This window comes from Streptomyces sp. NBC_00582 (assembly GCF_036345155.1).
Lineage (GTDB): Bacteria > Actinomycetota > Actinomycetes > Streptomycetales > Streptomycetaceae > Streptomyces.
Genome location: NZ_CP107772.1, coordinates 1,750,573 through 1,777,155 on the forward strand (window position 1 = coordinate 1,750,573; position 26,583 = coordinate 1,777,155).

The 26,583-nt window shown below is 70.6% G+C and carries 23 protein-coding genes and 2 pseudogenes; 16 read left to right on the plus strand and 9 right to left on the minus strand.

Annotated features, from left to right (window positions below):
* Both OG852_RS07330 and glyA read right to left on the minus strand, forming a co-directional pair.
* Nucleotides 1-825, minus strand: a pseudogene (locus OG852_RS07330) (glycosyltransferase); the annotation flags it as partial.
* A 47-nt stretch (nt 826-872) separates the two neighbouring features.
* Complete coding sequence (glyA, locus tag OG852_RS07335; RefSeq protein ID WP_330347392.1) at nt 873-2,132, minus strand: serine hydroxymethyltransferase; 1,260 nt, start codon at nt 2,130-2,132, stop codon at nt 873-875.
* A 243-nt stretch (nt 2,133-2,375) separates the two neighbouring features.
* Here glyA and OG852_RS07340 point away from each other — a divergent pair, with 243 nt between their 5' ends.
* Nucleotides 2,376-3,170, plus strand: a complete 795-nt coding sequence (locus tag OG852_RS07340) for an IclR family transcriptional regulator (protein WP_133917564.1) — start codon at nt 2,376-2,378, stop codon at nt 3,168-3,170.
* A 116-nt stretch (nt 3,171-3,286) separates the two neighbouring features.
* Nucleotides 3,287-3,775, plus strand: coding sequence for a lamin tail domain-containing protein (locus OG852_RS07345; protein WP_330347393.1), 489 nt, complete (start codon nt 3,287-3,289; stop codon nt 3,773-3,775).
* 58 nt (nt 3,776-3,833) lie between these two features.
* On the opposite strand, the gene OG852_RS07350 is transcribed toward OG852_RS07345, so the two are convergent.
* From OG852_RS07350 to OG852_RS07360, 3 genes are read right to left on the minus strand one after another with little or no spacing between them, the layout of a single operon-like run.
* Nucleotides 3,834-4,277: a PQQ-dependent sugar dehydrogenase gene (locus OG852_RS07350; RefSeq protein WP_330351413.1), complete on the minus strand. Its 444-nt coding sequence runs from the start codon at nt 4,275-4,277 to the stop codon at nt 3,834-3,836.
* Nucleotides 4,183-4,542 carry a PQQ-dependent sugar dehydrogenase gene (locus tag OG852_RS07355; protein WP_330347394.1) on the minus strand — a complete coding sequence of 120 codons (360 nt, stop codon included), beginning with the start codon at nt 4,540-4,542 and terminating at the stop codon, nt 4,183-4,185. Before OG852_RS07355 ends, OG852_RS07350 begins: the two co-directional genes overlap by 95 nt.
* 5 nt (nt 4,543-4,547) lie before the next feature.
* Complete coding sequence (locus OG852_RS07360; RefSeq protein ID WP_133917566.1) at nt 4,548-5,582, minus strand: glycoside hydrolase family 5 protein; 1,035 nt, start codon at nt 5,580-5,582, stop codon at nt 4,548-4,550.
* A gap of 509 nt (nt 5,583-6,091) precedes the next feature.
* On the opposite strand from OG852_RS07360, the gene OG852_RS07365 reads away from it, so the two are divergent.
* From OG852_RS07365 to OG852_RS07380, 4 genes are all read left to right on the plus strand, one after another.
* Entirely contained in the window at nt 6,092-7,567 is a 1,476-nt protein-coding gene (locus OG852_RS07365) for a glycosyltransferase family 2 protein (protein ID WP_133917607.1), read from the plus strand.
* A 173-nt stretch (nt 7,568-7,740) separates the two neighbouring features.
* Complete coding sequence (locus OG852_RS07370) at nt 7,741-9,270, plus strand: APC family permease (RefSeq protein ID WP_133917567.1); 1,530 nt, start codon at nt 7,741-7,743, stop codon at nt 9,268-9,270.
* 100 nt (nt 9,271-9,370) lie between these two features.
* The gene (locus OG852_RS07375; RefSeq protein WP_133917568.1) at nt 9,371-9,898 is read left to right on the plus strand and encodes a hypothetical protein; all 528 of its coding nucleotides are present in this window, start codon (nt 9,371-9,373) and stop codon (nt 9,896-9,898) included.
* Between the two features lie 235 nt (nt 9,899-10,133).
* Nucleotides 10,134-11,390 carry an MFS transporter gene (locus OG852_RS07380; protein WP_330347395.1) on the plus strand — a complete coding sequence of 419 codons (1,257 nt, stop codon included), beginning with the start codon at nt 10,134-10,136 and terminating at the stop codon, nt 11,388-11,390.
* 73 nt (nt 11,391-11,463) lie between these two features.
* Here OG852_RS07380 and OG852_RS07385 read toward each other — a convergent pair whose 3' ends face one another.
* Entirely contained in the window at nt 11,464-12,372 is a 909-nt protein-coding gene (locus OG852_RS07385) for a LysR family transcriptional regulator (protein WP_133917570.1), read from the minus strand.
* Nucleotides 12,373-12,542: 170 nt separating this feature from the next.
* On the opposite strand from OG852_RS07385, the pseudogene OG852_RS07390 reads away from it, so the two are divergent.
* Nucleotides 12,543-12,863 (plus strand): annotated as a pseudogene (locus OG852_RS07390) (FAD-dependent monooxygenase); the annotation flags it as partial.
* Nucleotides 12,864-12,980: 117 nt separating this feature from the next.
* Here the strand turns inward: OG852_RS07390 and OG852_RS07395 are convergent.
* From OG852_RS07395 to OG852_RS07405, 3 genes are all read right to left on the minus strand, one after another.
* Entirely contained in the window at nt 12,981-13,394 is a 414-nt protein-coding gene (locus OG852_RS07395) for a DUF6069 family protein (protein ID WP_133917571.1), read from the minus strand.
* A 183-nt stretch (nt 13,395-13,577) separates the two neighbouring features.
* Complete coding sequence (locus OG852_RS07400) at nt 13,578-14,684, minus strand: NAD(P)/FAD-dependent oxidoreductase (RefSeq protein ID WP_133917572.1); 1,107 nt, start codon at nt 14,682-14,684, stop codon at nt 13,578-13,580.
* A 118-nt stretch (nt 14,685-14,802) separates the two neighbouring features.
* Nucleotides 14,803-15,804 carry a LacI family DNA-binding transcriptional regulator gene (locus OG852_RS07405; RefSeq protein ID WP_133917608.1) on the minus strand — a complete coding sequence of 334 codons (1,002 nt, stop codon included), beginning with the start codon at nt 15,802-15,804 and terminating at the stop codon, nt 14,803-14,805.
* Nucleotides 15,805-16,020: 216 nt separating this feature from the next.
* Between OG852_RS07405 and iolC the strand changes: the two genes are divergently transcribed.
* The 9 genes from iolC to OG852_RS07450 are packed head-to-tail and all read left to right on the plus strand — an operon-like array spanning nt 16,021 to nt 26,392.
* The gene (gene iolC, locus OG852_RS07410) at nt 16,021-16,974 is read left to right on the plus strand and encodes a 5-dehydro-2-deoxygluconokinase (protein WP_330347396.1); all 954 of its coding nucleotides are present in this window, start codon (nt 16,021-16,023) and stop codon (nt 16,972-16,974) included.
* Nucleotides 16,964-17,836 (plus strand): Cgl0159 family (beta/alpha)8-fold protein, encoded by an 873-nt coding sequence (locus OG852_RS07415; RefSeq protein WP_133917574.1) that lies wholly within the window; start codon nt 16,964-16,966, stop codon nt 17,834-17,836. The genes iolC and OG852_RS07415 overlap by 11 nt, the downstream gene beginning before the upstream one ends.
* Complete coding sequence (gene iolB, locus OG852_RS07420) at nt 17,833-18,702, plus strand: 5-deoxy-glucuronate isomerase (RefSeq protein WP_330347397.1); 870 nt, start codon at nt 17,833-17,835, stop codon at nt 18,700-18,702. The genes OG852_RS07415 and iolB overlap by 4 nt, the downstream gene beginning before the upstream one ends.
* Nucleotides 18,699-20,576 (plus strand): 3D-(3,5/4)-trihydroxycyclohexane-1,2-dione acylhydrolase (decyclizing), encoded by a 1,878-nt coding sequence (gene iolD / locus OG852_RS07425; protein ID WP_330347398.1) that lies wholly within the window; start codon nt 18,699-18,701, stop codon nt 20,574-20,576. Before iolB ends, iolD begins: the two co-directional genes overlap by 4 nt.
* Nucleotides 20,577-20,589: 13 nt before the next feature.
* Nucleotides 20,590-22,080 carry a CoA-acylating methylmalonate-semialdehyde dehydrogenase gene (locus OG852_RS07430; protein ID WP_133917577.1) on the plus strand — a complete coding sequence of 497 codons (1,491 nt, stop codon included), beginning with the start codon at nt 20,590-20,592 and terminating at the stop codon, nt 22,078-22,080.
* A gap of 28 nt (nt 22,081-22,108) precedes the next feature.
* The gene (locus OG852_RS07435) at nt 22,109-23,059 is read left to right on the plus strand and encodes a TIM barrel protein (protein WP_330347399.1); all 951 of its coding nucleotides are present in this window, start codon (nt 22,109-22,111) and stop codon (nt 23,057-23,059) included.
* A gap of 11 nt (nt 23,060-23,070) precedes the next feature.
* Complete coding sequence (locus OG852_RS07440) at nt 23,071-24,495, plus strand: sugar porter family MFS transporter (RefSeq protein ID WP_330347400.1); 1,425 nt, start codon at nt 23,071-23,073, stop codon at nt 24,493-24,495.
* 17 nt (nt 24,496-24,512) lie between these two features.
* Nucleotides 24,513-25,529, plus strand: coding sequence for a Gfo/Idh/MocA family oxidoreductase (locus OG852_RS07445; protein ID WP_330347401.1), 1,017 nt, complete (start codon nt 24,513-24,515; stop codon nt 25,527-25,529).
* The gene (locus OG852_RS07450; RefSeq protein WP_330347402.1) at nt 25,526-26,392 is read left to right on the plus strand and encodes a sugar phosphate isomerase/epimerase family protein; all 867 of its coding nucleotides are present in this window, start codon (nt 25,526-25,528) and stop codon (nt 26,390-26,392) included. Before OG852_RS07445 ends, OG852_RS07450 begins: the two co-directional genes overlap by 4 nt.
* Nucleotides 26,393-26,583: the final 191 nt, after the last annotated feature.

A 26,583-nucleotide genomic window follows, 5' to 3' on the forward strand; every position in this document is an offset into this window, starting at 1 on the left:
CTAGCGAACTGGTACGGGCGGCCCAGTTACGGCGCTACCGTGGGGCGAGGGGAGCGGGTGCCTGTGGCCGACGTGCTGGACCGCCCGTCCCCGACCGCCGCCCTGGCGCAGGGCTGCCGTGTACACGTTCGCCGTCGCCGTCGCGGCCGTGGTCCAGCCGAAGCGTCCGGCGTGGCCGACCGCGGCCTCGCCCATGCGGGCGGAGCGGGCCGGGTCGTCGGCGAAGCGGGACAGCGCCCGCGCGTAGTCGGCCGGATCGTGCCCCGGTACGAGGACGCCGCTCACCCCGTCCCGTACCGCCACCGGCAGACCACCGACGTCGGCGGCGATCACCGGGGTGCCGCAGGCCTGCGCCTCGACGGCCACCAGGCCGAAGGACTCGCTGTGGGACGGCATGACGAGGACGGACGCCGCCCGGTACCAGTCGGCGAGCCGGTCCTGCCCGACCGGCGGCCGGAACAGGACGACGTCCGCGACGCCGAGGCGGGCGGCCAGTGTCCGCAGGCTCTCGGGCCGGTCCCGACCGCTGCCGCTGGGGCCGCCGACGACCGGCACCACGAGCCGCTCCCGCAGGGAGGGCCGCTCCTGAAGCAGCCGGCCCACCGCGCGCAGCAGGACGTCCGGCGCCTTCAACGGCTGGACGCGGCCCACGAACAGGGGGATCAGGGCGTCCCGGGGCAGGCCGAGGCGGGCCCGGGCCGCGACCCGGCCGGCGGCGATTCCGCGGGCGTCGGGCCGGAAGCGCTCCAGGTCGACCCCGGGGTGGACGACGGCGACCCGGCCGGGTTCGGCGTCGTAGTGGTGGAGCAGTTCCCCCGCCTCCTTCTCGCAGTACACGCCGTCGCTCGGTGACCCGTTCCATGGGGTGTCGGTCACCGGCCGGGGTAGAGCGGGTGCTTGTCGGCGAGGGCCTTCACCCGGGCCTTGAGGGCTTCGGCGTCGTAGGACGGCTTCAGGGCCTCGGCGATGACGTCGGCGACCTCGGTGAAGTCCTCGGCGGTGAAGCCGCGGGTGGCAAGGGCCGGGGTGCCGATGCGCAGGCCGGAGGTGACCATCGGCGGGCGGGGGTCGTGGGGGACGGCGTTGCGGTTGACGGTGATGCCGACCTCGTGGAGCCGGTCCTCGGCCTGCTGTCCGTCCAGTGCGGAGGCGCGCAGGTCGACCAGGATCAGGTGGACGTCGGTGCCGCCGGAGAGGACGTCGATTCCGGCCTCGCGGGCGTCGGGGGCGGTGAGGCGCTCGGCGAGCAGGCGCGCGCCCTCGACCGTGCGGCGCTGGCGCTCCTTGAACTCCTCGCTCGCGGCGACCTTGAAGGAGACCGCCTTGGCCGCGATGACGTGCTCCAGGGGGCCGCCCTGGAAGCCGGGGAAGACCGAGGAGTTCAGCTTCTTGGCGAACTCCTTCCGGGCCAGGATGATCCCGCCGCGGGGGCCGCCGAGGGTCTTGTGGGTGGTGGAGGTGACCACGTCGGCGTACTCGACGGGGTTGGGGTGCAGGCCGGCGGCGACGAGGCCGGCGAAGTGCGCCATGTCCACCCACAGGTAGGCCCCGGCCGCGTCCGCGATGCGGCGGAACTCGGCGAAGTCGAGCCGGCGGGGGTAGGCCGACCAGCCCGCGATGATGACCTTGGGGCGGTGTTCCAGGGCGAGTTTCTCCACCTCGGCCATGTCGACCAGGCCGGTCTCGGCGTCGACGTGGTAGGCGACCACGTGGAACTGCTTGCCGGAGAAGTTCAGCCGCATGCCGTGGGTGAGGTGGCCGCCGTGGGCGAGGTCCAGGCCGAGGACGGTGTCGCCGGGCTGGGCCAGGGCGAACAGGGCGGCCTGGTTGGCGGAGGCGCCGGAGTGGGGCTGGACGTTGGCGTACTCGGCGCCGAACAGGTCCTTGATCCGGTCGATCGCGATCTGCTCGGCCACGTCGACGTGCTCGCAGCCGCCGTAGTAGCGGCGGCCCGGGTAGCCCTCGGCGTACTTGTTGGTCAGGACCGAGCCCTGGGCCTCCATGACCGCGAGCGGAGCGAAGTTCTCCGAGGCGATCATCTCGAGGGTGGACTGCTGGCGGTGCAGCTCGGCGTCGACCGCGGCCGCGATCTCCGGGTCGAGCTCGTGCAGGGACTGGTGGAGCAGGGTCATCGACGTTTCCTCGCTCGGGTCGAGGCGTTGTCTCACATGACACAACGACATCCGTTATGCGCAACATGGTTCGGGCGTCGGCCAGGGGTTGTCAAGAGGGCGGGAGAAGCGCGCCGAGGTCTTCCCTCGCCGAACGGCCGGTCCTAGGGTGCGGGGAGACGGTCGGCGTCAAGCGCCCGAACGGCCCCCGGTCGAGTCACTGTGGCCCCTCGCCGCAGATGGCCCAGTGCCTATAGTTGCGCCATGAGCAACTACGCGGCAGAGGGCGCAACGGCCGGCGCGGTGAACGGCGTGCAGTCGGTCGACCGTGCCGTCAGCGTGCTGGAGATCCTCGCCCAGCGCGGCGAGGCCGGGGTCAGCGAGGTCGCCGCCGAGATCGACGTCCACAAGTCGACCGCGTTCCGCCTGCTCGGAGCGCTGGAGACGCGCGGCCTGGTCGAGCAGACGGCCGAGCGGGGCAAATACCGGCTCGGCTTCGGCCTCGTACGGCTGGCCGGTGCGGTGACGGGCCGGCTCGACATCACCCAGCAGGGCCGACAGGTGTGCGAGCGGCTCAGCGAGGAGATCGGCGAGACCGTCAACATCGCGGTCCTGCAGGAGCACTACGCCGTCAACCTCCATCAGGTACGCGGTCCCGGCGCGGTCGGTACGCACAACTGGGTGGGGCAGCTCACCCCGCTCCACGCCACGTCGAGCGGCAAGATCCTCCTCGCCCACCTGCCGGCCGGGGCGCGCACCGCCGTCCTCGGGGCGTCCGGACTGCGGAAGCTGACGGCGCACACCCTGACGGCCAGGACGGAACTGGAGGAGAACCTCACCGAGGCACTGGAGCGGGGGTACGCCATGACGCTGGAGGAACTCGAGATCGGACTGCACGCCATGGCGGCGCCGATCCGTTCCCGCGACGGCGAGGTCATCGCCGCGCTGAGTGCCTCCGGCCCCGCGTACCGCTTCACCGAGGAACGCATCCACGCGCTCGCCCCCCGGCTGCTCGAGGGCGCGGAGGAGATCAGCCGCCGGATGGGCCACCTGGGCTGAGCCCGTCGGGGCGCCCTTCACGGAATGAACACGAAGCGAACACACCGTCGTCACCTTCGGTATGCTCCAGGCGCTCCATTCGCACCATTGAGGGGGGATTCCTCATGCCCACGCGCATGCGTCACGTTCTGGCGACCGCGTCCATGGCGGGCGCGCTCGCCCTGTCGACCGCCGGTCCGGCGCAGGCCACCGAGTACGCGTCCGCGCTCAAGCTGAAGGGCGTGCAGTACGACGCGCCCGGCGCGGACTCCAACCGGTGCTCCGGCGGCAACACGAAGGACGAGTACCTGACGATCAAGAACTACTCCCGCACGGCGACGGTCAACCTCGAGGGGTACGTCGTCAAGGACGCCACGGGCAACAAGTTCACCTTCCCCGCGAGCCACCGGCTCGAGCCCGGTGACTATGTGAAGCTGCGCGGCGGCCGCGGCACCGACTCCGACGCGGGCAACGTCGTCTACCGCCAGAACTGCAACTTCATCTGGAACAACGACAAGGACACCGTCTACCTCGTCAAGCCCAACGGCTCACGGGCCGACGTGCACTCCTACACCAAGCGCGCGAACGACGCGGACGGCAACGGCTACATCAGCTTCCACGGCTGACGCCGAGGGGTCCCCGGAGCCGGGTCGGTGCGGCTCCGGGACCCCCCTCGGAGCGTGGTCAGCCGAGGTCGATCCGGAGGATCCGGTCCTTGCCCTTGCCCGCCGCGTCGGTGGTGACCCACAAGGCCTTCCCGCCCGGGACCTTCACGACGTCCCTGAGCCGGCCGAAGCCGTTGGTGTAGTACGCGACCGGGGTGCCGGCCGTGGTACCGGCGACCGGGACACGCCACAGCCGCTTTCCGCGCAGCGCGCCGACGTACAGGGCGCCGTCGGCGTAGGTCAGCCCGCTCGGCACGCCCTTGGCCGGGTTCCAGGTGCGCGCGGGATCGGTCATACCGGCCTTCGAGCAGACACCCTCGCAGGTGGGCCAGCCGTAGTTCCCGCCGGCCTTGACCAGGTTGAGTTCGTCAGTGGATCCGGTGGTCCCGGCTCCAGTCGGGCGACACGGCGATCCCCAGCAGGGCCTCCCCGCTGCCGGGGGCGGCGATGCGGGGCTCGGCAGGGACCCCGGTCCTCGCCCCCGACCGGGTGACCTCGAAGACCTTGAGCGTGCCCGATTCCGTCACCAGGGCCGTGCCGTCCGGCAGCCAGTCGACGCCCCAGGGGTTGGTCCAGCCGGACGAGACGGACCTGATGCCCGAGGGGCCGGTCCGCCCGGACGGAACGGCGGCACCGGTCCCGGCGGTCGCGAGCAGCAGCCCGGCGAGCACGGCCGCGGCCGGCGCCGTACGGGCCGCGGTCCCGCGGCGGGGTCCGTGCGCGGACATGACGGTCAGCCCCTGATCCGGTCGCGGACCCAGACACCGTTGGGCGAGAGCGAGGCGGTGCCGAACTTGCCGGTGCCGCAGGCGCCCTTCTTGAATACCGACAGATCCTTGTGGTTGTCCGACAGGCTCCAGTTCGTCCAGCCGATCTTCTTCTTGGCCATGAGGTCGACGAACTTCTGAGCCATGGGGTAGTCGGTGCCCCAGCCGTTCCACGAGGCGACGGCCCACTCGGTGACGAAGATGGGGAGCTTGTCCGAGGCGCGGTCCAGCAGCTTGAGGAACTGCTCCCGGCCCGCCGTCGCGTAGAAGTGGTAGGTGTACATGACGTTCTTGTCGCGCACGGGGTCCGCGATGACGAGCTTCTCGTTGGTCGCCTCGGCCGCGCCGAGCGTGGCCCAGCCGCGCGTCGGCACGAGGATCACGCTGCCGGGGGCGCGGGAGCGGATCACCGGCATGATCTTCTCGGCGTAGGCCTTGATGGTCGCCCAGCTCACGCCGTGCGGCTCGTTGGCGATCTCGTAGATCACGTTGTTCTTGTTCTTGTGCTTCTCGGCGATCGCCTTGAAGAAGGCACGCGCGCCCGCGAGGTCCTCGTGGGGATCGCCCGGGTGGATCGTGTGCCAGTCGACGATGACGTACATGCCGCGGGCGCTCGCCATGTCGACGAGTTTGCTGGCGAGTTCGGTGTACTTCTTCGGATCCGCGCGATACGCGCCCTCGCGGGCGTACGTCGACACGCGCAGCACACTGGCCTTCCAGTCGTTCGCGACGGCGTCCAGCGCGGCGCCGGTCAGGCACTGCGGGTACCACTGCGTGCCGTGGGTGCTCATACCGCGCAGCTGGACCGGTTTGCCGGCCTCGCCGCAGAGCTGGGTGCCGCAGACGTGGAGCTTGCCGTAGGTCTGTACGGGGGTCTTGGCCTTGGGGGCCGTCCCGGATCCCGCCGCGTGCGCCGGGCTCGCGGGGAGAAAGCCCACGGTGGCCGCGAGAGCCAGTGAGGTCCAGGCGACGCGGCGGGTGCGGGAATGCGTCGAGGGCATGTGTGCCTCCAGTTCCTAGGATGGGGACCAAAGGCAAATATGACGATAAGACAGCTCATGGGTGAGGGACCGTCACCGCGATTCGTCCGGGCCCCGGACAAGGTTCACCCGAGTGCGGACACGAGGCGCTCTTCCCGCTTCCCGCACCCCGAGAGGCCCCCCGGATCGCGACTCCTCGGCCTCTTCGCAGGGTGCCACTCCGGCGCATCCTTCCTTCGAGCGAGCGGTGCAGCAATCAGCCCAGCCGCAGGCGCAGGTCACACCCTCCGTGGCTAGTGGTTGGAGATGACCGGCCCCATTCAAGGAGCACACCTTTCAAGGAGCACACCTTGAGCCTGGATTCCTTTGACCTCGCACTGGAGACCGACCGCCCACAGCCCGCCCCGCGTATAACCCCCCGGTCCGCACAGCAAGCCGGCGGCGTGCTCCCCGCGCCCCCGGACGACGAGGAGAAGTACTCCTACGCGAGGCGTCACCTCTGGGTCCTCACCGGCGCCTCGCTCATCAGCATGGGCTGCCTCGTCTACAGCCAGTTCCGGCTGATCCAGTCGTCGCCCTGGCTGTTCGTCCTGCTGCCGTGCCTGGTCTTCAGCATCCTTTATTACGTCGCCTCGCTGCGGGTGAACGGCTTCACTCCCGACTTCGATCTGAAGGCCCACCGCGAACTGGTCGGAGCCTGGCGCCCCACGACGTATCCGACGGTCGCCGTCTTCCTTCCGGTGTGCGGAGAGCCCGTCGACGTCCTGGAGAACACCTGGACGCATGTACGCCGGCTCGCCGACCGCTATCCCGGCAGAGCCACCGCCTACGTACTGGACGACTCCGCCTCTCCCGAACTCGCCGCCATGGCGGAGGAGTTCGGTTTTGAATACGGAAGCAGGCCCAATCGGGGCTGGTTCAAGAAGGCGGGCAATCTGCATTACGGGCTCGGTATCTCCGACGAGGAGTACATCCTCATCCTGGACGCCGACTTCGCCCCGCGGGCGGATCTGCTGGAGGAACTCCTGCCGTACATGGAACGCGATCCGAAGACCGGGATCGTCCAGTCACCGCAGTACTTCCGCGTGGCCCGGCGTCAGACGTGGATCGAGCGCGGCGCGGGTTCCGTGCAGGAGTTGTTCTACCGGGCGATCCAGGTCTCCCGGCAGCGTCACGGCGGCGCGATCTGCGTGGGCAGTTGCGCGGTGTACCGGCGGGCGGCCCTGAAGGCCAACGGCGGTACGACGCTGATCGAGCACTCGGAGGACGTCCACACGGGCTTCGACCTCGGGCGCCTCGGCTGGGGACTGCGCTATGTGCCGATCCCCCTCGCCACCGGCAACTGCCCCGACAACGTCAGCGCGTTCTACCACCAGCAGTACCGCTGGTGCTCGGGATCCATGAGCCTGCTGGGCAGCGGGAAGTTCTGGAGCGCCAAGCTCCCGCTCTCCACGCGGCTCTGCTACTTCTCCGGCTTCCTCTACTACATCCACACCGCCGTCTTCACGTTCGTGGCGCCCCTGCTGCCGATCGTCCTGCTGGTGGTCATGCCGGAGAAACTCAAGGTCGACTACATGCTGCTGGTCCTGCCCAGCGTGGTCTACACCCTGCTGGTCTTCCCGCTGTGGCACCGGTGCCCCTACCGGATCGAGGCGTGGGCCGTACGGCTGCTCTACGGCTGGGCACATCTTTTCGCCATCTGGGACATCGCCCGGGGCAGGCGCCAGGCCTGGCGGCCCACGGGCTCGGCGGCCGCGGGCCGCAACACCAACCGGCGCCTCCACGTGGGCGTCCGGGTCTGGAACGGCGGCACGGCACTGCTGTGGGTGGGCGTCGCGGCCTATCGCATGGCCACGCTGTACCCGCCGGACTTCGCCCTGGTGACGGCCTCCGGCCTGTTCTACGCCGTGGTCGTGGGCCGTGTCCTCGTGCCGCACCGCAGCCCCCGAAAGGCGCCGGTCACCCGGGTCGCGCCCCGACGGCTGGAACCCGCGGAGAGCCACTGAGCACCGCGCTCGCCCCGAACGAGGTCCTCGCAGCCCGGCCGACGCGGCTGCGGGGGCCTCGTTCGCTTCGTAAGTAACGGGCAAGACTTGCCCTCGAACACTTGTGGGCATTTGGGGCGGCGCCCCATGATTGGCCGGATCCCGCCCGTACCGCGAGCACGCAGGAGCCTCAGGTGGCCGCTGGTCAGATACTTTCCGAGCCGGCCGGTGTGCCGGCGGCAGCCCTGGCCGAACGGAAGAAACTGCGCAAGCACTTCGGCCGCTTCGACATCCTCTTCTTCCTCCTGTGCACCATCGTCGGGGTGGACACCATCGGCACGGTGGCCTCCTCCGGCGCCGAGGCGTTCACCTGGCTCATCGTGCTGGCCGTCGTGTTCTTCGTGCCGTCCGCGCTGCTGATCGCCGAACTCGGGGCCGCGTTCCCCGACGAGGGCGGCCCCTACATCTGGACCAGCCGGGCCTTCGGCCGTCTCGCGGGAGCCGTCAACAACTTCCTGTACTGGATCACCAACCCGGTGTGGCTCGGCGGCACCCTCTCGGTGTCCGCCGTCACCGCCTTCACCACGTTCTTCAACGACGGCAGGGACCTGAGCACGCCCGCCTTCTACGTCTTCACCCTCGCGTTCGTCTGGGTGGGTGTGCTCGCCGCGATCCTCTCCTTCGACGTCGGCAAATGGATCCCCACCATCGGCGCCTGGAGCCGTTTCGTCCTCCTCGGCCTGTTCACCGTCACCGTCGTGATCTACGGCGTCCGGCACGGCCTGCACGGCTTCGGGCTCGGCGACTTCTCCCCGACGTACGCCGGATTCGTCGCCCTGGTGCCCGTCCTGATGTTCAACTACGTCGGCTTCGAGCTGCCGAACACCGCGGGCGACGAGATGACCGACGCCCAGCGGGACGTGCCCTTCGCCATCTTCCGCAGCGCGATCCTCGCCGTCCTGCTCTACGCGCTGCCGATCCTCGGCATCCTGCTCGTCCTGCCGGTCAAGGCCGTCACCGGCCTCGGCGGGTTCATCGACGCGATCCGCCAGGTCTTCACCGTCTACGGCGGCTCCGTCGCCGGCGACGGCACCGCCACGCTCAGCGGCGCCGGCAGCGTGCTCGGGGACCTCGCCGCGATCCTGTTCATCCTCACGGTGCTGTCCTCGGGCGTCACCTGGGTCATGGGCTCCGACCGCGCCCTCGCCGTCTCCGGATACGACGGCGCGGCACCCCGCTTCCTCGGCGTCATCTCCAGCCGCTTCGGCACCCCGGTCCGGGTCAACGTCCTCAGCGGACTCGTCTCCACCGTGGTCCTGGTCCTGGCCCACGAACTGACCGACGGCAGCGCCGCCAAGCTCTTCGGCGCCGTCCTCGGCCTCGCCGTCTCCACCACCCTCGTCAGCTATCTCGGCATCTTCCCCGCCCTCGCGGTCCTGCGCCGCAAGGCCCCGGACACCCCCCGCCCCTACCGGGCACCCCTCCCCCGCACGATCAGCACCGTGCTCACCCTCCTCGTCCTGTTCGCGAGCGTTCAGCTGATCGCCCCCGGCCTCGGCGACCACTGGTTCGGCGCCGACTACGCCCCGGACGGCTGGACCCACGCCGAACGCTGGAAGTACCTCCTCACCGAGGCCGTCCCGCTGGCCGGCTTCATGCTCCTCGGCGTGCTCTTCTGGGTCCTGGGCAGGCCGACCCGCACCGCGGCCGCCGCCGGGAAGTGACCCACGGCGGCGGTGACGTGCCCCTTCCCCGGGGTACTCGGCGACCTGGCCGGGCAGCACCCGGTGGTCGTCGACAGGCCGCGAGCGCCGGAGGGACACCATGAGCACGACAGCGCAGGGCCAGGAGCGGCGGAAGATCCTGGACGTCTACCTCAACGACCACCTGGCCGGCGCGACCGCCGGCGCCGAGCTGGCCCGGCGCATGGTCCAGGAGCACGGCGACTCGCCGTACGGGGACGACCTGCGACGGCTGGCCACGGAGATCGCCCAGGACCGACGGTCCCTGCTGGGGGTCCTGGCCGACCTCGGGATGCCGGTGAGGCACTACAAGGTGTACGGCGCGTGGCTGGGCGAGAAGGTCGCCCGGCTGAAGCCCAACGGACGCCTGGTGCGCCGCTCCGGCCTCACGGTGCTGGTCGAGCTGGAGGCCCTGCGGGTCGGGGTGCAGGGCAAGGCGATGGTGTGGCGCGCCCTGCAGCGCGCCGCCGCCCGCGAGCCCCGGCTGGAGCCCGAACGGCTGCGGGAGCTGCTGGAACGGGCCGAACAGCAGCTCAGGACCGTGGACGAACTGCACCACGAGGCGGCGACGGCCCTGCTGGCCACCCCCTCGGTGACGACCTCCGTGTGACGGCCGCAGTCCGCCCTGTGGGCCGGGGCCCCGCTCATCCACGGTGTGGATGGCCCGGATACGGGATTCGGATCACGCGGAGGATGGCGGCCCGGCCCGTCGAGCGCCCATAGTCGTCCCGACCGCACGCCGCTGTCGGGACCAGCCGCAGGTGTGCGGCCGTCCGCAGCATGCCGCGCGATCCCCGCACCTGTGACCGGCATGCCCGCTCCCGTACACCGTCCCTGGAGTCGCCATGCCCGGTTCCGCCCCGCCGCCGTCCCCCGTCGCGGTCGACGACGCCGCTCCCTCCCCCGTCGCCGTGTCGGGCCCGGCCCATCTGCTGCGGGTGACCCTGCTGATGGCGGGCAGTTGTCTGCCGATCCTGGGGGCGGTGCTGATCGCCCCTGTACTGCCGAAGATGCAGGACCACTTCGCCTCGGTCCCGGGGGCCGAGGCGCTGGTGCCGCTCGCGCTGACCGTCCCGGCGCTGTCACTGGCGCTGCTGGCCCCCTTCGCCGGGGTGCTCGTGGACCGGCTGGGCCGCAAACGGCTGCTGATCGTGGCGACGGTCCTGTACGCCGCGTTCGGCACGGCCCCGCTCTGGCTGCGGTCGCTGGGCGGCATCATCGCCAGCCGCGCCCTGGTCGGGGTCGCCGAGGCCGCCGTCATGACCTGCTGCACCACCCTGATCGGCGACTACTACAGCGGTCGGCGGCGGGTGAAGTACCTCGCGCTGCAGACCATGTGCGCCTCGGCGTCGGCCACCGTGTTCTTCGTGATCGGCGGGGCCGCCGGGTCGGCGGGCTGGCGGGTGCCGTTCTGGGTGTACGCCGTGAGCCTGGTCCTCGCTCCGCTGATGGCCTCGGCGCTGCCCGGCCCCACGACCGGTACCGAGGCGGCGAGGACGCGGGCGGAGACGCCCGGGCGCACCTTCCCCTGGCGCCGGCTGGCGGGCGTCTGCGCCCTGACCTTCTTCGGGGCGATGGTCTTCTACACCGTCCCGGTGGAGATGTCGTACCTGCTGGACGACCTCGGGGTGGAGAACTCCGGGGTGATCGGTCTGGCCACCGCGATCGCCAGTGCCGCCACCGTGGGCGGGGCGATCACCTTCGCCCGCCTGAAGCGCTCCCCCGACCCGCTGCTGCCGGCCGTGCTCGCCCTGTGCGCGGTCGGCTTCGGCGTGATGTTCCTCGCCGGGAACGCCCCGCTGCTGGTCGTCGGCGCGGTCGTCAACTGCGTGGGCACCGGCATGCTGCTGCCCGCCCTGCTCACCAGCGCGATGTCCCGTCTGTCCTTCGAGGACCGCGGCCGCGGCACCGGTCTGTGGATGGCGGCGTTCTTCGGCGGCGAGTTCGTCTGCCCGCTGGTGCTCCTGGCGGGTGAGGCGGCGGTGGGCAGTCTCGCGGCGGCGGTGGGCACGCTGGGCCTGGCGTCCGCCCTGGTCGCGGCGGCCCTGTGGGCCACCGCACGAAGCCGCGACCGAGCAGCCGGCCTGACGGCGATCCCCTAGGGGCGCGGGGCACCGCGCGAGAAACCACGGCGGACCCGCACCCGCGTGACGGCCCGTCGGGGCACGGCACGGCTCACGCCTCGATCAAGGTCGCCCCCACCTCGGCGCTCTTCCGGCGCAGCCAGATGTGCGCCGCGTCCTGCGCGTGCACCGGATGCCACCACAACGCCTCCTGCACCGGAACGGCCTCGAAGGGACACGGCAGCACCCGCACCGCGGCCGCCCGCACCGCCTTGCGGGCCAGCCGTTCCTGGATCATGGCGACCCGCCGGGTGCCCTCGACCATGTGGGGCAGCAGTTGGAAGGTCTGTACGGAGACCTCCACCCGGGGGCTGATGCCGAGCATGCTGAGCTGCCGGGCGACCGGTGCGTCGTAGGGCCGCTGGTAGACCGCCCAGGGCAGCCGGGCGAGGTGGTCGAGGGTGAGTGCGTGGCCGACCTCGGGGTTGTCGTCGGCCACCAGGCAGAGCCAGCGGTCCTGGTGGAGGTCGACGGCCGGGAAGCCGTCGATGACTCCGTGCGGCAGCAGCAGTCCGTCGACGGTGCTGAGCGCGGTCGCGGTGTTCTCCACGACCCCGGGCGCCGGGTGCTGGAAGGTGAACCGGATGCCGGGTGCCTCCTGGTGCACGGCCCGGGCGAGCGCGGCACCGAACACGGCCGCTCCGTAGTCCGAGGCGAGCAGGGTGAACTCCCGGCTCTCGGCGGCCGGTTCGAAGTCGGCCTGGCTGGAGAACACCCGCTCCAGCAGATCGCACGCGGTCGCGCTGCGGTCCCGCAGGGCGACCCCCAGCGGGGTCAGCTCATAGGCGTTGCCCGTACGGGCCAGCAATTCGTCGTCGAAGTGCCGCCGCAGACGCGCCAGCGCCGCGCTCATCGCGGGCTGGCTCAGGCCGATGCGCTCGCCGGCCCGTGTCACATTGCGCTCCTCCAGCAGGGCGCGCAGGGCGACTACGAGGTTGAGATCGAGTCGGGACAGGTTCACCGGGGGCACCACCTAGGGAACGACGAGCCATCCATGTCGTGGATGCGGCAGATCCACAGGATTGATTTCCGTGATTCTCCGATCACGGTCACAGTAGACCGCACCCCAGCAGGAGGAAATCTCGGCGTTCGCCGCGCGACGCCACGGCCCTACCCGAGAGGTATCCCGACATGCCCGAGAGAATCAAGCACTCCGTCCTGGTCATGGGCGGCGGCACCTCCGGAAGCGCCCTGACCGTGCTGTTGCGCCGGGCCGGTATCGCCGTCGACCTGGTCGAGGCGAGCCCGGACCGGAAGGCCTCCGCCGGCTCCGGCATCACCCTCCAGGGCAACGCCCTGCGCGTGCTGCGCGAGGTCGGTGTGCTGGCGGACGTCGAGAAGGACGGGTACGCCGCCGAGGGGGTCGCCGTCCTCGCCCCCGACGGCACCGTGCTCCACGCCCACGAGGAACTCCGGACCGGCGGCGACGACCTGCCCGCCCACATCGGCATGGGAATCGTTCAACGACGTCGACCCCGGTGTCTTCGTCGCGCCGCCGGTCTGATGCCGCGCGGGAAGGGCGGGCGGTGGCCGAGGTCCCCGCCCGCGCTTCGCGCGTGCCGCGGTCCGCTACGACAGCGGCATGACCGTGCGGTAGGCGAACACCGCGACCGTCGCGACCACGACGTGCATCAGCAGGAGCGCCACCACGCCGATCACGCCGCCGGCGCCGAAGAGCAGGAAGTCGGGGACGAAGGAGACGACGACAAGGATCGGGACCAGCCGACGGACGAGGGCCGCGGGGTCCTTGGACACCTTGCGGACGACGGCCCAGCCGAGCGCGCCGGCGACGGTCCCGACGGCGGTCAGGAAGATGTAGGAACCCGGCTCGAGCGGCTGGAAGTCGTCCGGCGCGCCCAGGGCCAGGGCGGCGAGCGCGAGCACCGCGTCCGCGACGGACGCCACCACGACGGCGGCGATCACCCCGGCCACGACGACGAGCGGACCTCGGCGGGCGGCGGCGGCTTCGGAGGCAACAGACATGGGGCACCCCAGGGGGACGGATCCTGCGGATCGCGAAACGCTTGAACTCTCAAGCACACCTCCACCCTCCCCGAATGTGTTTGAAGTTTCAAGCCCGTGTGCGACGGTCTTTTGAAGGTGACCTCGAAGGTGACCTCGAAGGTGACTTCGAAGGCGGGAAGAGGGCGTGGAGGGGTTCCGGCCTCAGGCCGCCGTGTAGCCGAGCTGGCGCCGCATGAACGGGGTCATGAGGGTCTTCGCCTTGGCGATGGTGGTGGTCCGGGTGCCGAGGACCGCGGTGTCACCGCCCGGCACGGGCACGACGGTCACCCCGTCGGAGGGGCCGAAGGGCACGATGAGCGGGGTGCGGTGGACCGCCCGGTAGAAGCGCGTCTTCTTGCTGTGCCGGCCCGAACTGCGCAGATAGGCGCCGATGTTGTGGGCGGCGGTCTCCGCCTGGGACAGGGCGGCGGGGGTGACCTTGAGCTCGCCGACGTCGTTCACGTCCCCGACCGCGAACACGTCCGGCCGCCCCACGACCCGGAGCATCTTGTCGACCTTGACGTGCCCGGTGCCGTTGAGCCAGTCGCCGTGCCCGGCCAGGCGCAGCCAGAGCGTGTTGGGGGTGGTGCCGGTCGCCCAGAAGGAGAGGTCGGCGGCGAGGACGGCGCCGCGGGCGTCGCGATAGGTGCCGAAGTCGTTCCCGGGGGAGATGAAGGACTCCAGCCGCACCTCCACATCGTGGGACTCCAGCCAGGCGCGGGCCCTGCGACCGGCGCGGGCGCTGCCCGTCGAGGTCAGCAGCTCCGGCCCGGAATGGGCGAGGGTGACCCGGGCGTCCGGGCGGGCCAGCCGGATCTCGGCGCCGAGTTCGACCCCGGAGGGCCCGCCGCCGACGACGAGGACGTGCTCGGCCACGGCGATCTTCCGCTGGTACTGACCGAACACCCTGGCCGCCTCCTCGGCGGTGCCGCCGCTGAAACGGGCCGGTTCGGGGTAGTCGGCCCCGGTGGCGATCACCAGGACGTCGTACGGCAGCCGCTCGCCCGCCGCGAGGACGACCTCCCGAGCGACCGGGTCGATCCGGACCGCCTTGCCCACGACCACCCGGCCGTGCCGCAGCAGGCGGTCGTAGGGGATGAAGGGGGTCACCGTCCACTCCGGGCGCACACCGGCGCGGAGCGAGGCGATGCGATGGAAGAAGACCTCCTTGCGGTCCACGAGTGTGACGTTCACCGTCGCGTCCAGGCGCTTCGCCAGACGGACGCCCGCGTAACCGCCGCCTATCACCACTACGTTGCCGTCTCGCACAACGGGTCTCCTGTGCTGCGTGGGGGGAATGAGCGCGAGCGTAGCCCCTTGAAACCTAAAGCACTTGGGGAGTTCGTGAAGGTTCGGTGAAGAGGTGCCGAGCCGTACGGCAGCTGTATCAGGCCGCCGTCCCCGGAACCGGCCCACTGGTCCCCCGTACCACCAACCGGGGATCCAACACCGCCTCCCGCCGGGGGAGTTCGGGACTCTCCAGCCGCTCCATGGCGAACCGCACGGCACGCTCCGCCATCAGCACCGCGTCCTGCCGGACGGTGGTCAGACCGATCGGCATCAGATGGGAGAGGTGGCTGTCGTCGTAGCCGACGACGGACACATCCCGCGGCACCTCCACACCGGCCCGCGCCAGGGACATCAACACCCCCATGGCACAGCGGTCGTTGCCCGCGAGGACCGCCGTCGGCAGCGGCAGCCCCCGGTCACGCTCCGCGAGCAGCAGCAGACCGGTCTCGATGCCCGACCGCTCGGTGTGCTCGCCGGGGATGACCCGCACCTCGGACGCCAGCCCGTGCCGGCGCATCGCCGCCCGGTAGGCACGCCGCCGGTCGACCGAACCGGGCCCACGGCCGCCGTCGATGTGCACGATCCGCCGGTGCCCCAGCCCGACGAGGTGGTCCATGGCCTGCCGTACACCCTCCCCCTCGGCGGAGTGCACGAAGTCGGCGCGCGCCCGGGGCGCCCCGCGGCCCACCGACACGGTGGCCACCCGCCGCCCCAGCTCGTCGAGATCGACGGCTCCCGCCTCGGAGCCGAGCACGATCAGCGCCTCGCAGCGGTGCCCGAGCAGCGCCTCCACGGCCTGGGCCTCGCTGCGCCCTTCGGCGGCGGCGGAGAGGAGCACGTCGTAGCCGAGCCGTTCCGCCTCCGGGTAGATCCCCTGGATGAGGTCCTTGTGGAAGGTCTGCTGCACGGCGAACATCACGCCGAGGGTGCGGCTGCGCCCCCGCGCCAGCAGCCGGGCCGCGTTGTCGGGCCGGTAACCGATCTCGTCGGCGACCTTCAGCACCCGCTCCCGGGTCTCCTCGCTCGCCCCCGGCTGGTTGCGGAACACGATCGAGACGAGCGCCCGCGAGACACCGGCCTGCGCCGCCACGTCCGCCATCGTGGGCCGCCGCCCGCCCGAAGCATCCACCCGTGATCCGCCCTCCGACGGGGCCCACCTCGGCGGGCCCGCCTGAAATCCCCCGGCAACAAGCTATTGACATGACATTTGGACAGGGGTCATCGTACTGGCACTAGAGCGCGCTAGTAGAGCGCGACAGGAACTCCTTCCCCGATAGCTCCCCGGTGGTTCCGGAGCGAAAGGACACCAAGCGTGATGTCGTTCGAAGTGCTGACCATGGGCCGGGTGGGAGTGGATGTGTATCCGCTCCAGACCGGGGTGGGGCTGGCCGAGGTCACCTCGTTCGGCAAGTACCTGGGCGGGAGCCCGACGAATGTCGCGGTGGCCGCGGCGCGGTACGGGCGTTCGGCGGCCGTGATCACGAAGACGGGCCGGGATCCGTTCGGTGCGTATGTGCGGGCGGCGCTGGCCGGGTACGGGGTCGACGCCCGGTATGTGGGGACCTCGGAGGTGGCGCCGACGCCGGTGACGTTCTGTGAGATCTTCCCGCCGGACGATTTCCCGCTGTACTTCTACCGCCTGCCGAAGGCCCCTGACCTGGACATCGCGGAGGGGGAGGTGGATCTGGGGGCGGTGCGCGCGGCGGCGGTCTTCTGGGTCACGGGGACGGGGCTGTGCGAGGAGCCGAGCCGGTCGGCGACGCTGGCGGCGCTTCAGGCGCGGGCCGGGGCCGGAGTGACGGTGTTCGATCTGGACTGGCGGCCGATGTTCTGGGGGGATCCGGCCGGGGCGCGGGCGCTGTACGCGGAGGCGTTGCGGCACAGCACGGTGGCGGTGGGCAATCTCGACGAGGTCGAGGTGGCGACGGGTGAGCGGGAGCCGTATGCGGCGGCGAAGGCGCTGCTGGCGGCGGGTGTGGAGCTGGCGGTGGTGAAGCAGGGCCCGCGTGGGGTGTTGGCGATGGGCCGGGACGGGGTCGCGGTGGAGGTGGCGCCGGTGCCGGTGGACGTGGTCAACGGACTCGGGGCCGGGGACGCGTTCGGGGGTGCGCTGTGTCATGGGCTGCTGTCGGGGTGGGATGTGCGGCGGACGGTGTCCTTCGCCAACGCCGCCGGGGCGATCGTCGCCGGGCGGCTGGCCTGTTCCGAGGCCATGCCGACCGAAGCCGAGGTCGACGCGAAGCTGGGTGAGGTGGCCCGTGCCGTCTGAGAGGCTGAGCCGGATCGTGTCGGCCCGGGTGAACGATCCCGGTGCGGTCGCGGCTGCCGCCGCCCGCCGGGTGAGGGCGACCTCGCTGCTGGGAGAGCACGGCAGGGCGATGATCATCGCCGCCGACCATCCCGCCCGGGGCGCCAACGGCGTCGGCGGCGACCCGAACGCCATGGCGGATCGTTTCGAGCTGCTGGACCGCATGTGCGTCGCGCTCGAACGCCCGGGCGTGACAGGCGTGTTGGCCACCGCCGACATCCTGGAAGACCTGCTGCTGCTCGGTGTGCTGGACGGCAAGAGCGTGTTCGGTTCGATGAACCGGGCGGGGCTCGCGGGGTCGGTGTTCGAGATCGACGACCGGTTCACCGGGTACGACGCGCCCACGATCGCCGAGATGGGCTTCGACGGCGGCAAGATGCTCACCCGGATCGCCCTCGGCGACCCGGCCACGCCCTCCGTCCTGGAGAACACCGCCCACGCCGTGGACGCCCTCAACGACCGTCGACTCATCGCGATGGTGGAGCCGTTCATCTCGGTCTGGCAGGACGGGAGGATCCGTAACGACCTGTCGACGGACGCGGTCGTCAAGTCGGTCACCATCGCCTCGGGCCTGGGCCGCCGCACCGCCTATACGTGGCTGAAGCTGCCCGTGGTCGACGGCATGGAACGTGTCCTCGCGGCCTCCACCCTGCCGGCGCTGCTGCTGGGCGGCGAGGTCAAGGACGCGGATGCCGCGTTCGCGTCCTGGGGCAAGGCGCTCAGGCAGCCGACCGCGCAGGGTCTGGTCGTGGGCCGCTCGCTGCTCTACCCCGCGGGCAAAGACGTCGCGGGCGCGGTGGACAAGGCGGTGAGCCTGCTGTGACCGGCAGATACCACCTCCCGGCCGGTTCGGCGGCCGACGGCCCCTACGACCTCCTGGTCACCCCGGAGTCGGCGGGCTGGGGACACTCCGGCCTCAGGACCCTGTCCCTGGGACCGGGAGAGGCACACGCCCTCACCACGGACGACTGCGAGTTCCTGGTCCTGCCGCTGACGGGATCCTGCACCGTCACCGTCGCCGGTCGGAACTTCGAACTCGACGGTCGGCGGGACGTGTTCGCCTCGGTCACCGACTTCGCCTACCTCCCCAGCGAGTCGGAGGCCCTCATCAGCAGCGCGCAGGGAGGTCTGTTCGCGCTGCCCAACGCCCGTACCGGGCGGGGCTCACTCCCCGCCCGGTACGGGCGCAAGGAGGACGTCCCCGTCGAACTCCGGGGCGCCGGCGCGTGCTCGCGGCAGGTCAACAACTACTGCCTGCCCGGAACCTTCGACGCCGAACGGCTCCTGGTCTGTGAGGTGCTCACCCCTGGTGGGAACTGGTCCTCCTACCCCCCTCACAAGCACGACCGGGCCCGGCCCGGCGAGGAGTCCGAGCTGGAGGAGATCTACTACTTCCAGATCGCCGACGGGAAGAACGGCTTCGGCTACCAGCGGGTCCACGGCACCGAAGACCGGCCGATCGACGTACTCGCCGAGGTGCGCTCGGGCGACGCGGTGCTGATCCCCCACGGCTGGCACGGGCCGTCGGTCGCCGCGCCGGGCTACGACCTGTACTACCTCAACGTCATGGCCGGCCCGGGACAGGACCGTGCCTGGCTGATCTGCGACGACCCCGCGCACGGCTGGGTCCGCTCCACCTGGGACACCCAGGACGTGGACGACCGGCTGCCCTTCGGAGAACCCTCATGAACACCGTACGACTGACCACCGCCCAGGCCCTGGTCCGCTTCCTCGCCGCCCAGTACAGCGAGCGCGACGGCCAGGAGCAGCGCCTGATCCCCGGTGTGTGGGGGATCTTCGGGCACGGCAACGTGGCCGGTATCGGCCAGGCACTGCTGCAGGCGGCCACGACCGGCGAGGCCGACCTGCCGTACTACCTGGCCCGCAACGAGCAGGGCATGGTCCACGCCTCCGTCGCCTACGCCAAGATGCGCGACCGGCTGGCGACCTTCGCCTGCACCGCCTCCACCGGGCCCGGCTCCACCAACATGATCACCGGCGCGGCGCTCGCCACCACCAACCGCATCCCGGTCCTGCTGCTGCCCTCCGACATGTTCGCCACGAGGGCGGCCGACCCCGTCCTGCAACAGTTGGAGGACACCCGGGGCGGTGACGTCACGGTCAACGACACCTTCCGCGCGGTGTCGAAGTACTTCGACCGCGTCCAGCGCCCCGAGCAGCTGATCCCCGCCGCGCTGGCGGCGATGCGGGTGCTGACGGACCCGGTCGAGACCGGTGCCGTCACCCTCGCCCTGCCGCAGGACGTGCAGGCCGAGGCCCACGACTGGCCCATCGAGTTCTTCCGCCGCCGCGTCTGGCACGTGGGCCGCCCCGTGCCTGAACCGGCCGCCGTCGAGCGGGCCGTGCGCCTGCTGCGCAACGCCAGGAAGCCGCTGATCGTGGCCGGCGGCGGGGCCGTCTACTCCGGTGCGGAGACCGTGCTGCGGGCGTTCGCCGAGGGGACCGGGATCCCGGTCGCCGACACCCACGCCGGCAAGGGCGCGGTGCCGTGGGACCACCCGTATGCGGTGGGCGGCATCGGCTCGACGGGGTCCCACGCGGCGAACGAGCTCGCGAAGGACGCCGACGTCGTCCTCGGTATCGGCACCCGGTACTCCGATTTCACCACCGCCTCCCACACGGTGTTCGCCAACCCGGATGTCACCTTCGTCAACCTCAACGTCGCCCGTCTGGACGCGGTGAAGCACTCCGCCGAACCCCTCGTCGCCGACGCCCGCCTCGGCATCCAGGCCCTCGCGGCAGCCCTCACCGACTGGGAAGTCGCCCCCGGATACCGACGGCACACGCGTGAACTCATCGCCCGTACGCGGGAGATCGAGGAAGCCTGCTTCCACGTCGGTCACGGCCCGCTGCCCGCGCAGACCGAGATCCTCGGCGCTCTCAACGACGTCCTGGACGACCGGGCCGTGGTCATCAACGCGGCCGGTTCCATGCCCGGCGACCTGCAACAGCTCTGGCGTGCCCGCGACCCGAAGGCCTACCACGTCGAGTACGCCTACTCCTGCATGGGCTACGAGGTCGCCGCCGGCGTCGGCGCCAAGATGGCCGACCCCACCCGCGAGGTCGTCGTCCTGGTCGGTGACGGCTCGTATCTGATGATGGCCCAGGAGATCGTCACCATGGTCTCCGAAGGACTGAAGGTCGTCATCGTCCTCGTCCAGAACCACGGCTTCGCCTCCATCGGCGCCCTGTCCGAATCCCTCGGCTCCCAGCGCTTCGGCACCGCATACCGCTACCGCAACGGCGACTCCGGGCTCCTCGACGGCGGCGTCCTGCCCGTCGATCTCGCCGCCAACGCCTCCTCCCTGGGCGCCGACGTCCTGCACGCCACCAGCGTCGAGGAGTTCCGCACGGCGATGGAGAAGGCCAAGGCCGCCACCCGCACCACGGTCGTGCACGTCGAGACCGACCTCTACGGCCCCCACCCACCCGGCCACGGCTGGTGGGACGTCCCGGTCAGCGAAGTCTCCGCCCTCGACACCACCCGCACCGCCCACGAGACCTACGCCGCCCACAAGCAAGCCCAGCGGCACTACCTCTGAGAAGGACCCTCACGTGACAACCATCCCCCACTGGATCAACGGCGCCGCCGTCCCCGGCACGGACACCCAGCCCGTCTTCAACCCCGCCACCGGCGCGGTGCGGGCCCAGGTCGTCCTCGGCGGCGGCGCGGAGGTCGACGCCGCCGTCCAGGCCGCCACCGCCGCGTTCGCGTCGTGGTCGGAGTCGTCGCTGACGCAGCGCACCCAGGTCATGTTCGCCTTCCGCCAACTCCTCCTCGACCACGAGGAGGAACTCGGCCGGATCATCTCCGCCGAACACGGCAAGACCATCGACGACGCGCGCGGCGAGATCACCCGCGGCCGCGAGGTCGTCGAATACGTCTGCGGTCTCGGCGACGTCCTCAAGGGCTCCTACTCCGACCAGGTCTCCCGCGGCATAGACGTGCACAACTTCCGTCAGCCCCTCGGCGTCGTCGCCGGCATCACCCCCTTCAACTTCCCCGCCATGGTGCCCCTGTGGATGCACCCCATCGCCATCGCCACGGGCAACACCTTCATCCTCAAGCCGTCCGAGCGCGACCCGTCAGCAGCGAATTTCGTCGCCCAGCTCTACCAGAGGGCCGGCCTCCCCGACGGCGTCTTCAACGTCGTCCACGGCGGCAAGGAAGCCGTCGACGCCATCCTCACCCACCCCGGCGTCGAAGCCGTCTCCTTCGTCGGCTCCACACCCATCGCCACCTACGTCCACCAACAGGCCACCGCCCACGGCAAACGCGTCCAAGCCCTCGGCGGCGCCAAGAACCACGCCGTCGTCCTCCCCGACGCCGACCTCGAATTCGCCGCCAATCACATCACCGCAGGCGCCTACGGCTCCGCAGGCGAACGCTGCATGGCCCTCTCCGTCACCATCGCCGTCGGCGACACAGCCGACCGACTCATCGACATCCTCACCCGCAAGGCCAACGACGTGCACGTCGGCCCCGGCGACACCCCCGGCACCGACATGGGCCCCCTGATCACCAAAGCCGCACAAGAACGCGTCGAGAACGCCGTCGGCACCGCGGCAGTCCAGGGCGCCACCATCGTCGTCGACGGCCGCGGCCTGAAGATCGAAGGCCACGAGAACGGCTTCTTCACCGGCCCGTCCCTGCTCGACCACGTCACCCCCGACATGGACGCCTACAAGGACGAGCTGTTCGGCCCCGTCCTGGCGATCCTGCGCGTCGACACCCTCGACGAAGCCATCGACGTCATCAACGCCAACCCCTACGGCAACGGCACCGCCCTCTTCACCGGCTCCGGCGAAGCCGCCCGCCGATTCCAGCGCCGCATCAAGGTCGGCATGATCGGCATCAACGTGCCGGTGCCGGTCCCGATGTCCTACTACTCCTTCGGCGGCTGGAAGGACTCCCTCATCGGCGACCACCCCATCCACGGCCCCGAAGGCATCCGCTTCTGCACCCGCCCCAAGGTCGTCACCACCCGCTGGCCCCGAACCAGCCACCAGATCACCGCAGGCTTCACCTTCCCCACCTCCAGCTGACATCCCCGACTCTCCCCGAGGAGAAGCCATGGCAACGGCGCCATCCCCGCTCCGTACCACCGCAGGCAACCTCTGCCTGGGCTCGGCCCCCGACTCCTGGGGCATCTGGTTCCCCGAGGACGAGCACCAGGTCCCGTACACCCGCTTCCTCGACGAGCTGAAGCAGGCCGGCTACGAGTGGTTCGAGCTCGGCCCGTACGGCTACCTTCCCACCGACCCCCGGCGCCTCAAGGAGGAGCTGGACGCGCGCGGGCTGAAGGTGTCCGGCGGGACCGCCTTCGGCGCGCTGCACCGCCCGGAGGCCTGGGACGAGATGCTCGCCCACGTCCGGCAGGTCGCCACGCTGACCGCCGCCGCGGGCGCCCACCACCTGGTGCTCATCCCGCCGATGTACCGGGACGAGAAGACCGGTGCGTTCACCGAGTCGCCCGAGCTGACCGCCGTACAGTGGGCGGGCTTCGGCCGGGCCGCCGACCGGCTGGGCACGCTGCTCCTCGAGGAGTACGACGTCCGGCTCGTGATCCATCCGCACGCGGACAGCCACATCCAGACGCAGCCCGAGATCGAGCGGCTGCTCAACGAGTCGGACTCCCGGTACACCAATCTGTGCCTGGACACCGGCCATGTGGCCTACGGCGGCGGGGACAACCTCGATCTGATCCGCCGGTTCGGCGAGCGCGTCGGGTATGTGCACATCAAGCAGATGGATCCGGCCGTCCTCGCCCAGGTCGCCGCCGAGGACCTGTCGTTCGGTGAGGCCGTCAAGCGGGGCGTGTGCGTGTCGCCGCCCGCCGGGGTGCCGAACCCGGCCGAAGTGGTCGCCGAACTGGCCGCGTTGGACGCCGAGTTGTTCGTGATCGTCGAGCAGGACCTGTACCCGTGCGCGCCCGAGGTGCCGCTGCCCATCGCGGTCGGCACCCGTGAGCACCTCGCCGGCTGCGGTCTGAGCGGGACCCGACGCCCGAACCTCGACCGGTAGGAGGACGGCCCATGAACGTCAGGGACGACGCGCTTCAGGTCCCCGCCCTCACCACCGACGCACCCTCGCCCGCCGTGTCGCGGAGGCTGCGGGTCATCACGGTCGTCGCCACCTTCGGCGGACTGCTCTTCGGCTACGACACCGGCGTCATCAACGGCGCCCTGCCCTACATGACCGAGGACCTCGGTCTGACCCCGGTCACCGAGGGCATGGTCACCAGTTCGCTGCTGCTGGGTGCCGCGCTCGGCGCGGTGACCGGCGGGCGGCTGTCGGACGCGCGGGGCAGGCGCCGTACGATCCTCACCCTCGCGGTGCTGTTCTTCGTCGGCGCGCTGGGCTGCACGCTCGCGCCGACGACGGCGGTCATGGTCGTGGCCCGGTTCGTGCTGGGCCTCGCGGTCGGTGGCGCGTCGGTGACGGTGCCGGTGTATCTCGCCGAGGTGTCCCCCGCGGAGCGGCGCGGCGCGCTGGTCACCCGCAACGAACTGATGGTCGTCAGCGGGCAGTTGCTGGCCTTCACGTCCAACGCGGTCATCGCGAACGTCGGCGGTGGGTCCGGCGGGGTGTGGCGGTGGATGCTGGTGATCGCCACGGTCCCGGCCGTGGTGCTGTGGTTCGGCATGCTGGTCATGCCGGAGAGCCCGCGCTGGCTGGCCTCGCAGAGCCGTTTCTCGGAGGCTCTGGAGGTGCTGAGGCAGGTCCGTTCGCAGCAGCGGGCCGAGGCCGAGCTGAGCGAGGTGTCCGCGCTCGCCGTCAAGGACGAGCAGGAGAAGCTGGGCGGCTGGCAGGACATCAAGTCGGTGCCCTGGGTGCGGAAGTTGGTGTTCGTCGGCTTCGGCATCGCGATCGTGCAGCAGATCACCGGCGTCAACACGATCATGTACTACGGCACGCAGATCCTCACCGACGCCGGTTTCGCCTCGGACAGCGCGCTGACGGCGAACATCGCCAACGGTGTGATCTCGGTGCTGGCCACCTTCGTCGGGATCTGGCTGCTCGGGCGGGTCAACCGCCGTCCGATGCTGATGGTCGGTCAGATCGGCACCACGGCTGCCCTGTTGTTCATCGGGGTGTTCTCGCTGGTGCTGCCCGCCGGGGACGGCCGGGCGTACGCGGTGCTCGCGATGACGGTCACGTTCCTCGCCTTCCAGCAGGGCGCGATCTCGCCGGTGACCTGGCTGATGCTGTCGGAGATCTTCCCGATGCGGATGCGCGGCTTCGGCATGGGCGTGGCCGCCGTGGTGCTGTGGCTGACCAACTTCGTGATCGGTCTGGTCTTCCCGTCCCTGGTGGACGGGATCGGGATCTCCAACACGTTCTTCCTGTTCGTGGTGGCGGGGATCTTCTCGCTCACCTTCGTCAAGCACTACGTCCCCGAGACCAGGGGACGCACCCTCGAAACCCTCGAAGCCGAACTCCGGGCGCGCTTCTCCTGACCCCTGAAGGAATGACCATGACCGTACGCGTAGGAGTGATCGGCGCGGGCTGGATCGGCAAGGAGCACATCCGTCGGCTCACCGAGACCGTCACCGGCGCCCGGGTGACCGCGGTCACCGACATCGACGCGGCCCGCGCCGCGGAGGCGGCGGCTCCGGTCGGCGCCCGGGTGCTTCCCGACGGCGCGGCCGTGATCGCGGCGGACGACGTCGACGCCGTCCTCGTCACCTCGTGGGGACCGACCCACGCCGAGCACGTCCTCGACGCCATCGCGGCCGGCAAGCCCGTGTTCTGCGAGAAGCCCCTCGCCACCACCGCCGAGGACTGCCTCAAGATCATCGAAGCCGAGACCGCCCACGGCCGCCGGCTCGTCCAGGTCGGCTTCATGCGCCGCTACGACGCCGGCTACCGGCAGATGAAGCAGGTCATCGACTCCGGCCGGATCGGCGAGCCCCTGATCGTGCACTGCGCCCACCGCAACCCGACCGTCCCGCAGTCGTACACCTCCCCGATGGCCGCTGTGGACACGGCGGTGCACGAGGTGGACGTGCTGCGCTGGCTGCTGGACGACGAGATCGTCTCCGCCCAGGTGGTCGCGCCGCGGTCGACGAGCAAGCGGTTCGAGCATCTGAAGGACCCGCAGATCATGCTGTTCGAGACCGCCAAGGGCGTCCGTATCGACCTGGAGGTGTTCGTCAACTGCCAGTACGGCTACGACATCCAGTGCGAGACGGTCGGCGAGGAGGGCCTGGTCCGGCTGCCCGACCCGGCCTCGGTCGCCGTACGCCACGCCGGACAGCAGACGACCACGGTCCTCACCGACTGGGTCGGCCGCTTCGCGGACGCCTTCGACACCGAGTTCCGCGAGTGGATCGCGAACCTGGCGGTCGGTGCCGAGCCCACCGGGCCCTCCGCCTGGGACGGCTACGCCGCCACCGTCATCACCGCCGCGACCGTCGAGGCCCTGGAGTCGGGCCGCGTCGTCGCCACCGATCTCAAGCCCCGCCCCACCCTCTACGGAGGCACCGCGTGAAAATCGCCCTCGACCCGTACATGTTCCGCGCCCTGCCGATCGACGACATGGTGCGCACGGTCGCCGAACTGGGCTACGAGTACATCGAGTTGTCGCCGCGTGACGACTTCATGCCGTTCTTCCTGCATCCGCGGGCGGACGACGAGCGCGTCCAGGAGCTCAAGAACTCCCTGCGCACGCACGGGGTACGACTGTCCTCGGTGCTGCCGCTGTACAAGTGGTCCTCGCCGGACGAGACCGAGCGGCAGGCCGCCGTCCGCTACTGGAAGCGCATGATCGAGATCACGGCCGCTCTCGAATGCCCGCTCATGAACAGTGAGTTCAACGGCCGGCCCGAGAAGGCCGCCGAGAGCGAGGCCGCGTTCTGGCGCTCCCTCGAGGAACTCCTCCCGCTGTTCGAGCGCGAGGGCATCGCGCTGAACCTGGAGGCGCACCCGGACGACTTCTGCGAGGAGAACAACCCCGCCGTCGATCTCGTCCGGGCGGTCGACAAGCCGTGGGTGAACTATCTTTACTGCGCGCCGCATTCCTTCCATCTCTCGGGCGCGGACCCGACGGCGGACATCGCGGCGATGATGCGCTACGCCGGCGACAAGCTCCAGCACGTGCACATCGCGGACTCCTTCAACCACAAGGGCTCCTCCGGGCTGCGCTACATCCTCAATCCGCCCGGCACGACCGCGCGGATCCATCAGCACCTCGACATCGGTCAGGGCGAGGTGGACTGGGACGCGTTCTTCGGGACGCTGCGCGAGCTGGACTTCGACGGGGTCGCCACGGCCTGTGTCTTCGCCTGGGAGGAGCGCGCCCACGAGTCCTCCACATTCATGCTCGACCGCATCACCAAGGAACTCGCCGTCTGAGCGAATCACCGTCCGAGCAATAAATGAATTAATTCGAAAATAGCGAAGAAAGAGCCTTGCCGAGCGCTGTGCGCGACCCGGCAGGGCCCTTTCCGCTGCCCAAAAACACCCTCCCCACCAGTCAGAACGACCTACAGATCACGTGACCTTTTCGTTGGAATTCCACGTGCGCCACCGTATTGACACCCCCC

Bases quoted from the DNA above. Each gene is read 5' to 3' on its own strand.
- glyA (WP_330347392.1), bottom strand. From the start codon at position 2,132: ATGACCCTGCTCCACCAGTCCCTGCACGAGCTCGACCCGGAGATCGCG.
- OG852_RS07340 (WP_133917564.1), top strand. From the start codon at position 2,376: ATGAGCAACTACGCGGCAGAGGGCGCAACGGCCGGCGCGGTGAACGGC.
- OG852_RS07345 (WP_330347393.1), top strand. From the start codon at position 3,287: ATGCGTCACGTTCTGGCGACCGCGTCCATGGCGGGCGCGCTCGCCCTG.
- OG852_RS07355 (WP_330347394.1), bottom strand. From the start codon at position 4,542: ATGTCCGCGCACGGACCCCGCCGCGGGACCGCGGCCCGTACGGCGCCG.
- OG852_RS07360 (WP_133917566.1), bottom strand. From the start codon at position 5,582: ATGCCCTCGACGCATTCCCGCACCCGCCGCGTCGCCTGGACCTCACTG.
- OG852_RS07365 (WP_133917607.1), top strand. From the start codon at position 6,092: ATGGGCTGCCTCGTCTACAGCCAGTTCCGGCTGATCCAGTCGTCGCCC.
- OG852_RS07375 (WP_133917568.1), top strand. From the start codon at position 9,371: ATGAGCACGACAGCGCAGGGCCAGGAGCGGCGGAAGATCCTGGACGTC.
- OG852_RS07380 (WP_330347395.1), top strand. From the start codon at position 10,134: ATGCCCGGTTCCGCCCCGCCGCCGTCCCCCGTCGCGGTCGACGACGCC.
- OG852_RS07395 (WP_133917571.1), bottom strand. From the start codon at position 13,394: ATGTCTGTTGCCTCCGAAGCCGCCGCCGCCCGCCGAGGTCCGCTCGTC.
- OG852_RS07405 (WP_133917608.1), bottom strand. From the start codon at position 15,804: ATGGCGGACGTGGCGGCGCAGGCCGGTGTCTCGCGGGCGCTCGTCTCG.
- iolC (WP_330347396.1), top strand. From the start codon at position 16,021: ATGTCGTTCGAAGTGCTGACCATGGGCCGGGTGGGAGTGGATGTGTAT.
- iolD (WP_330347398.1), top strand. From the start codon at position 18,699: ATGAACACCGTACGACTGACCACCGCCCAGGCCCTGGTCCGCTTCCTC.
- OG852_RS07435 (WP_330347399.1), top strand. From the start codon at position 22,109: ATGGCAACGGCGCCATCCCCGCTCCGTACCACCGCAGGCAACCTCTGC.
- OG852_RS07440 (WP_330347400.1), top strand. From the start codon at position 23,071: ATGAACGTCAGGGACGACGCGCTTCAGGTCCCCGCCCTCACCACCGAC.
- OG852_RS07445 (WP_330347401.1), top strand. From the start codon at position 24,513: ATGACCGTACGCGTAGGAGTGATCGGCGCGGGCTGGATCGGCAAGGAG.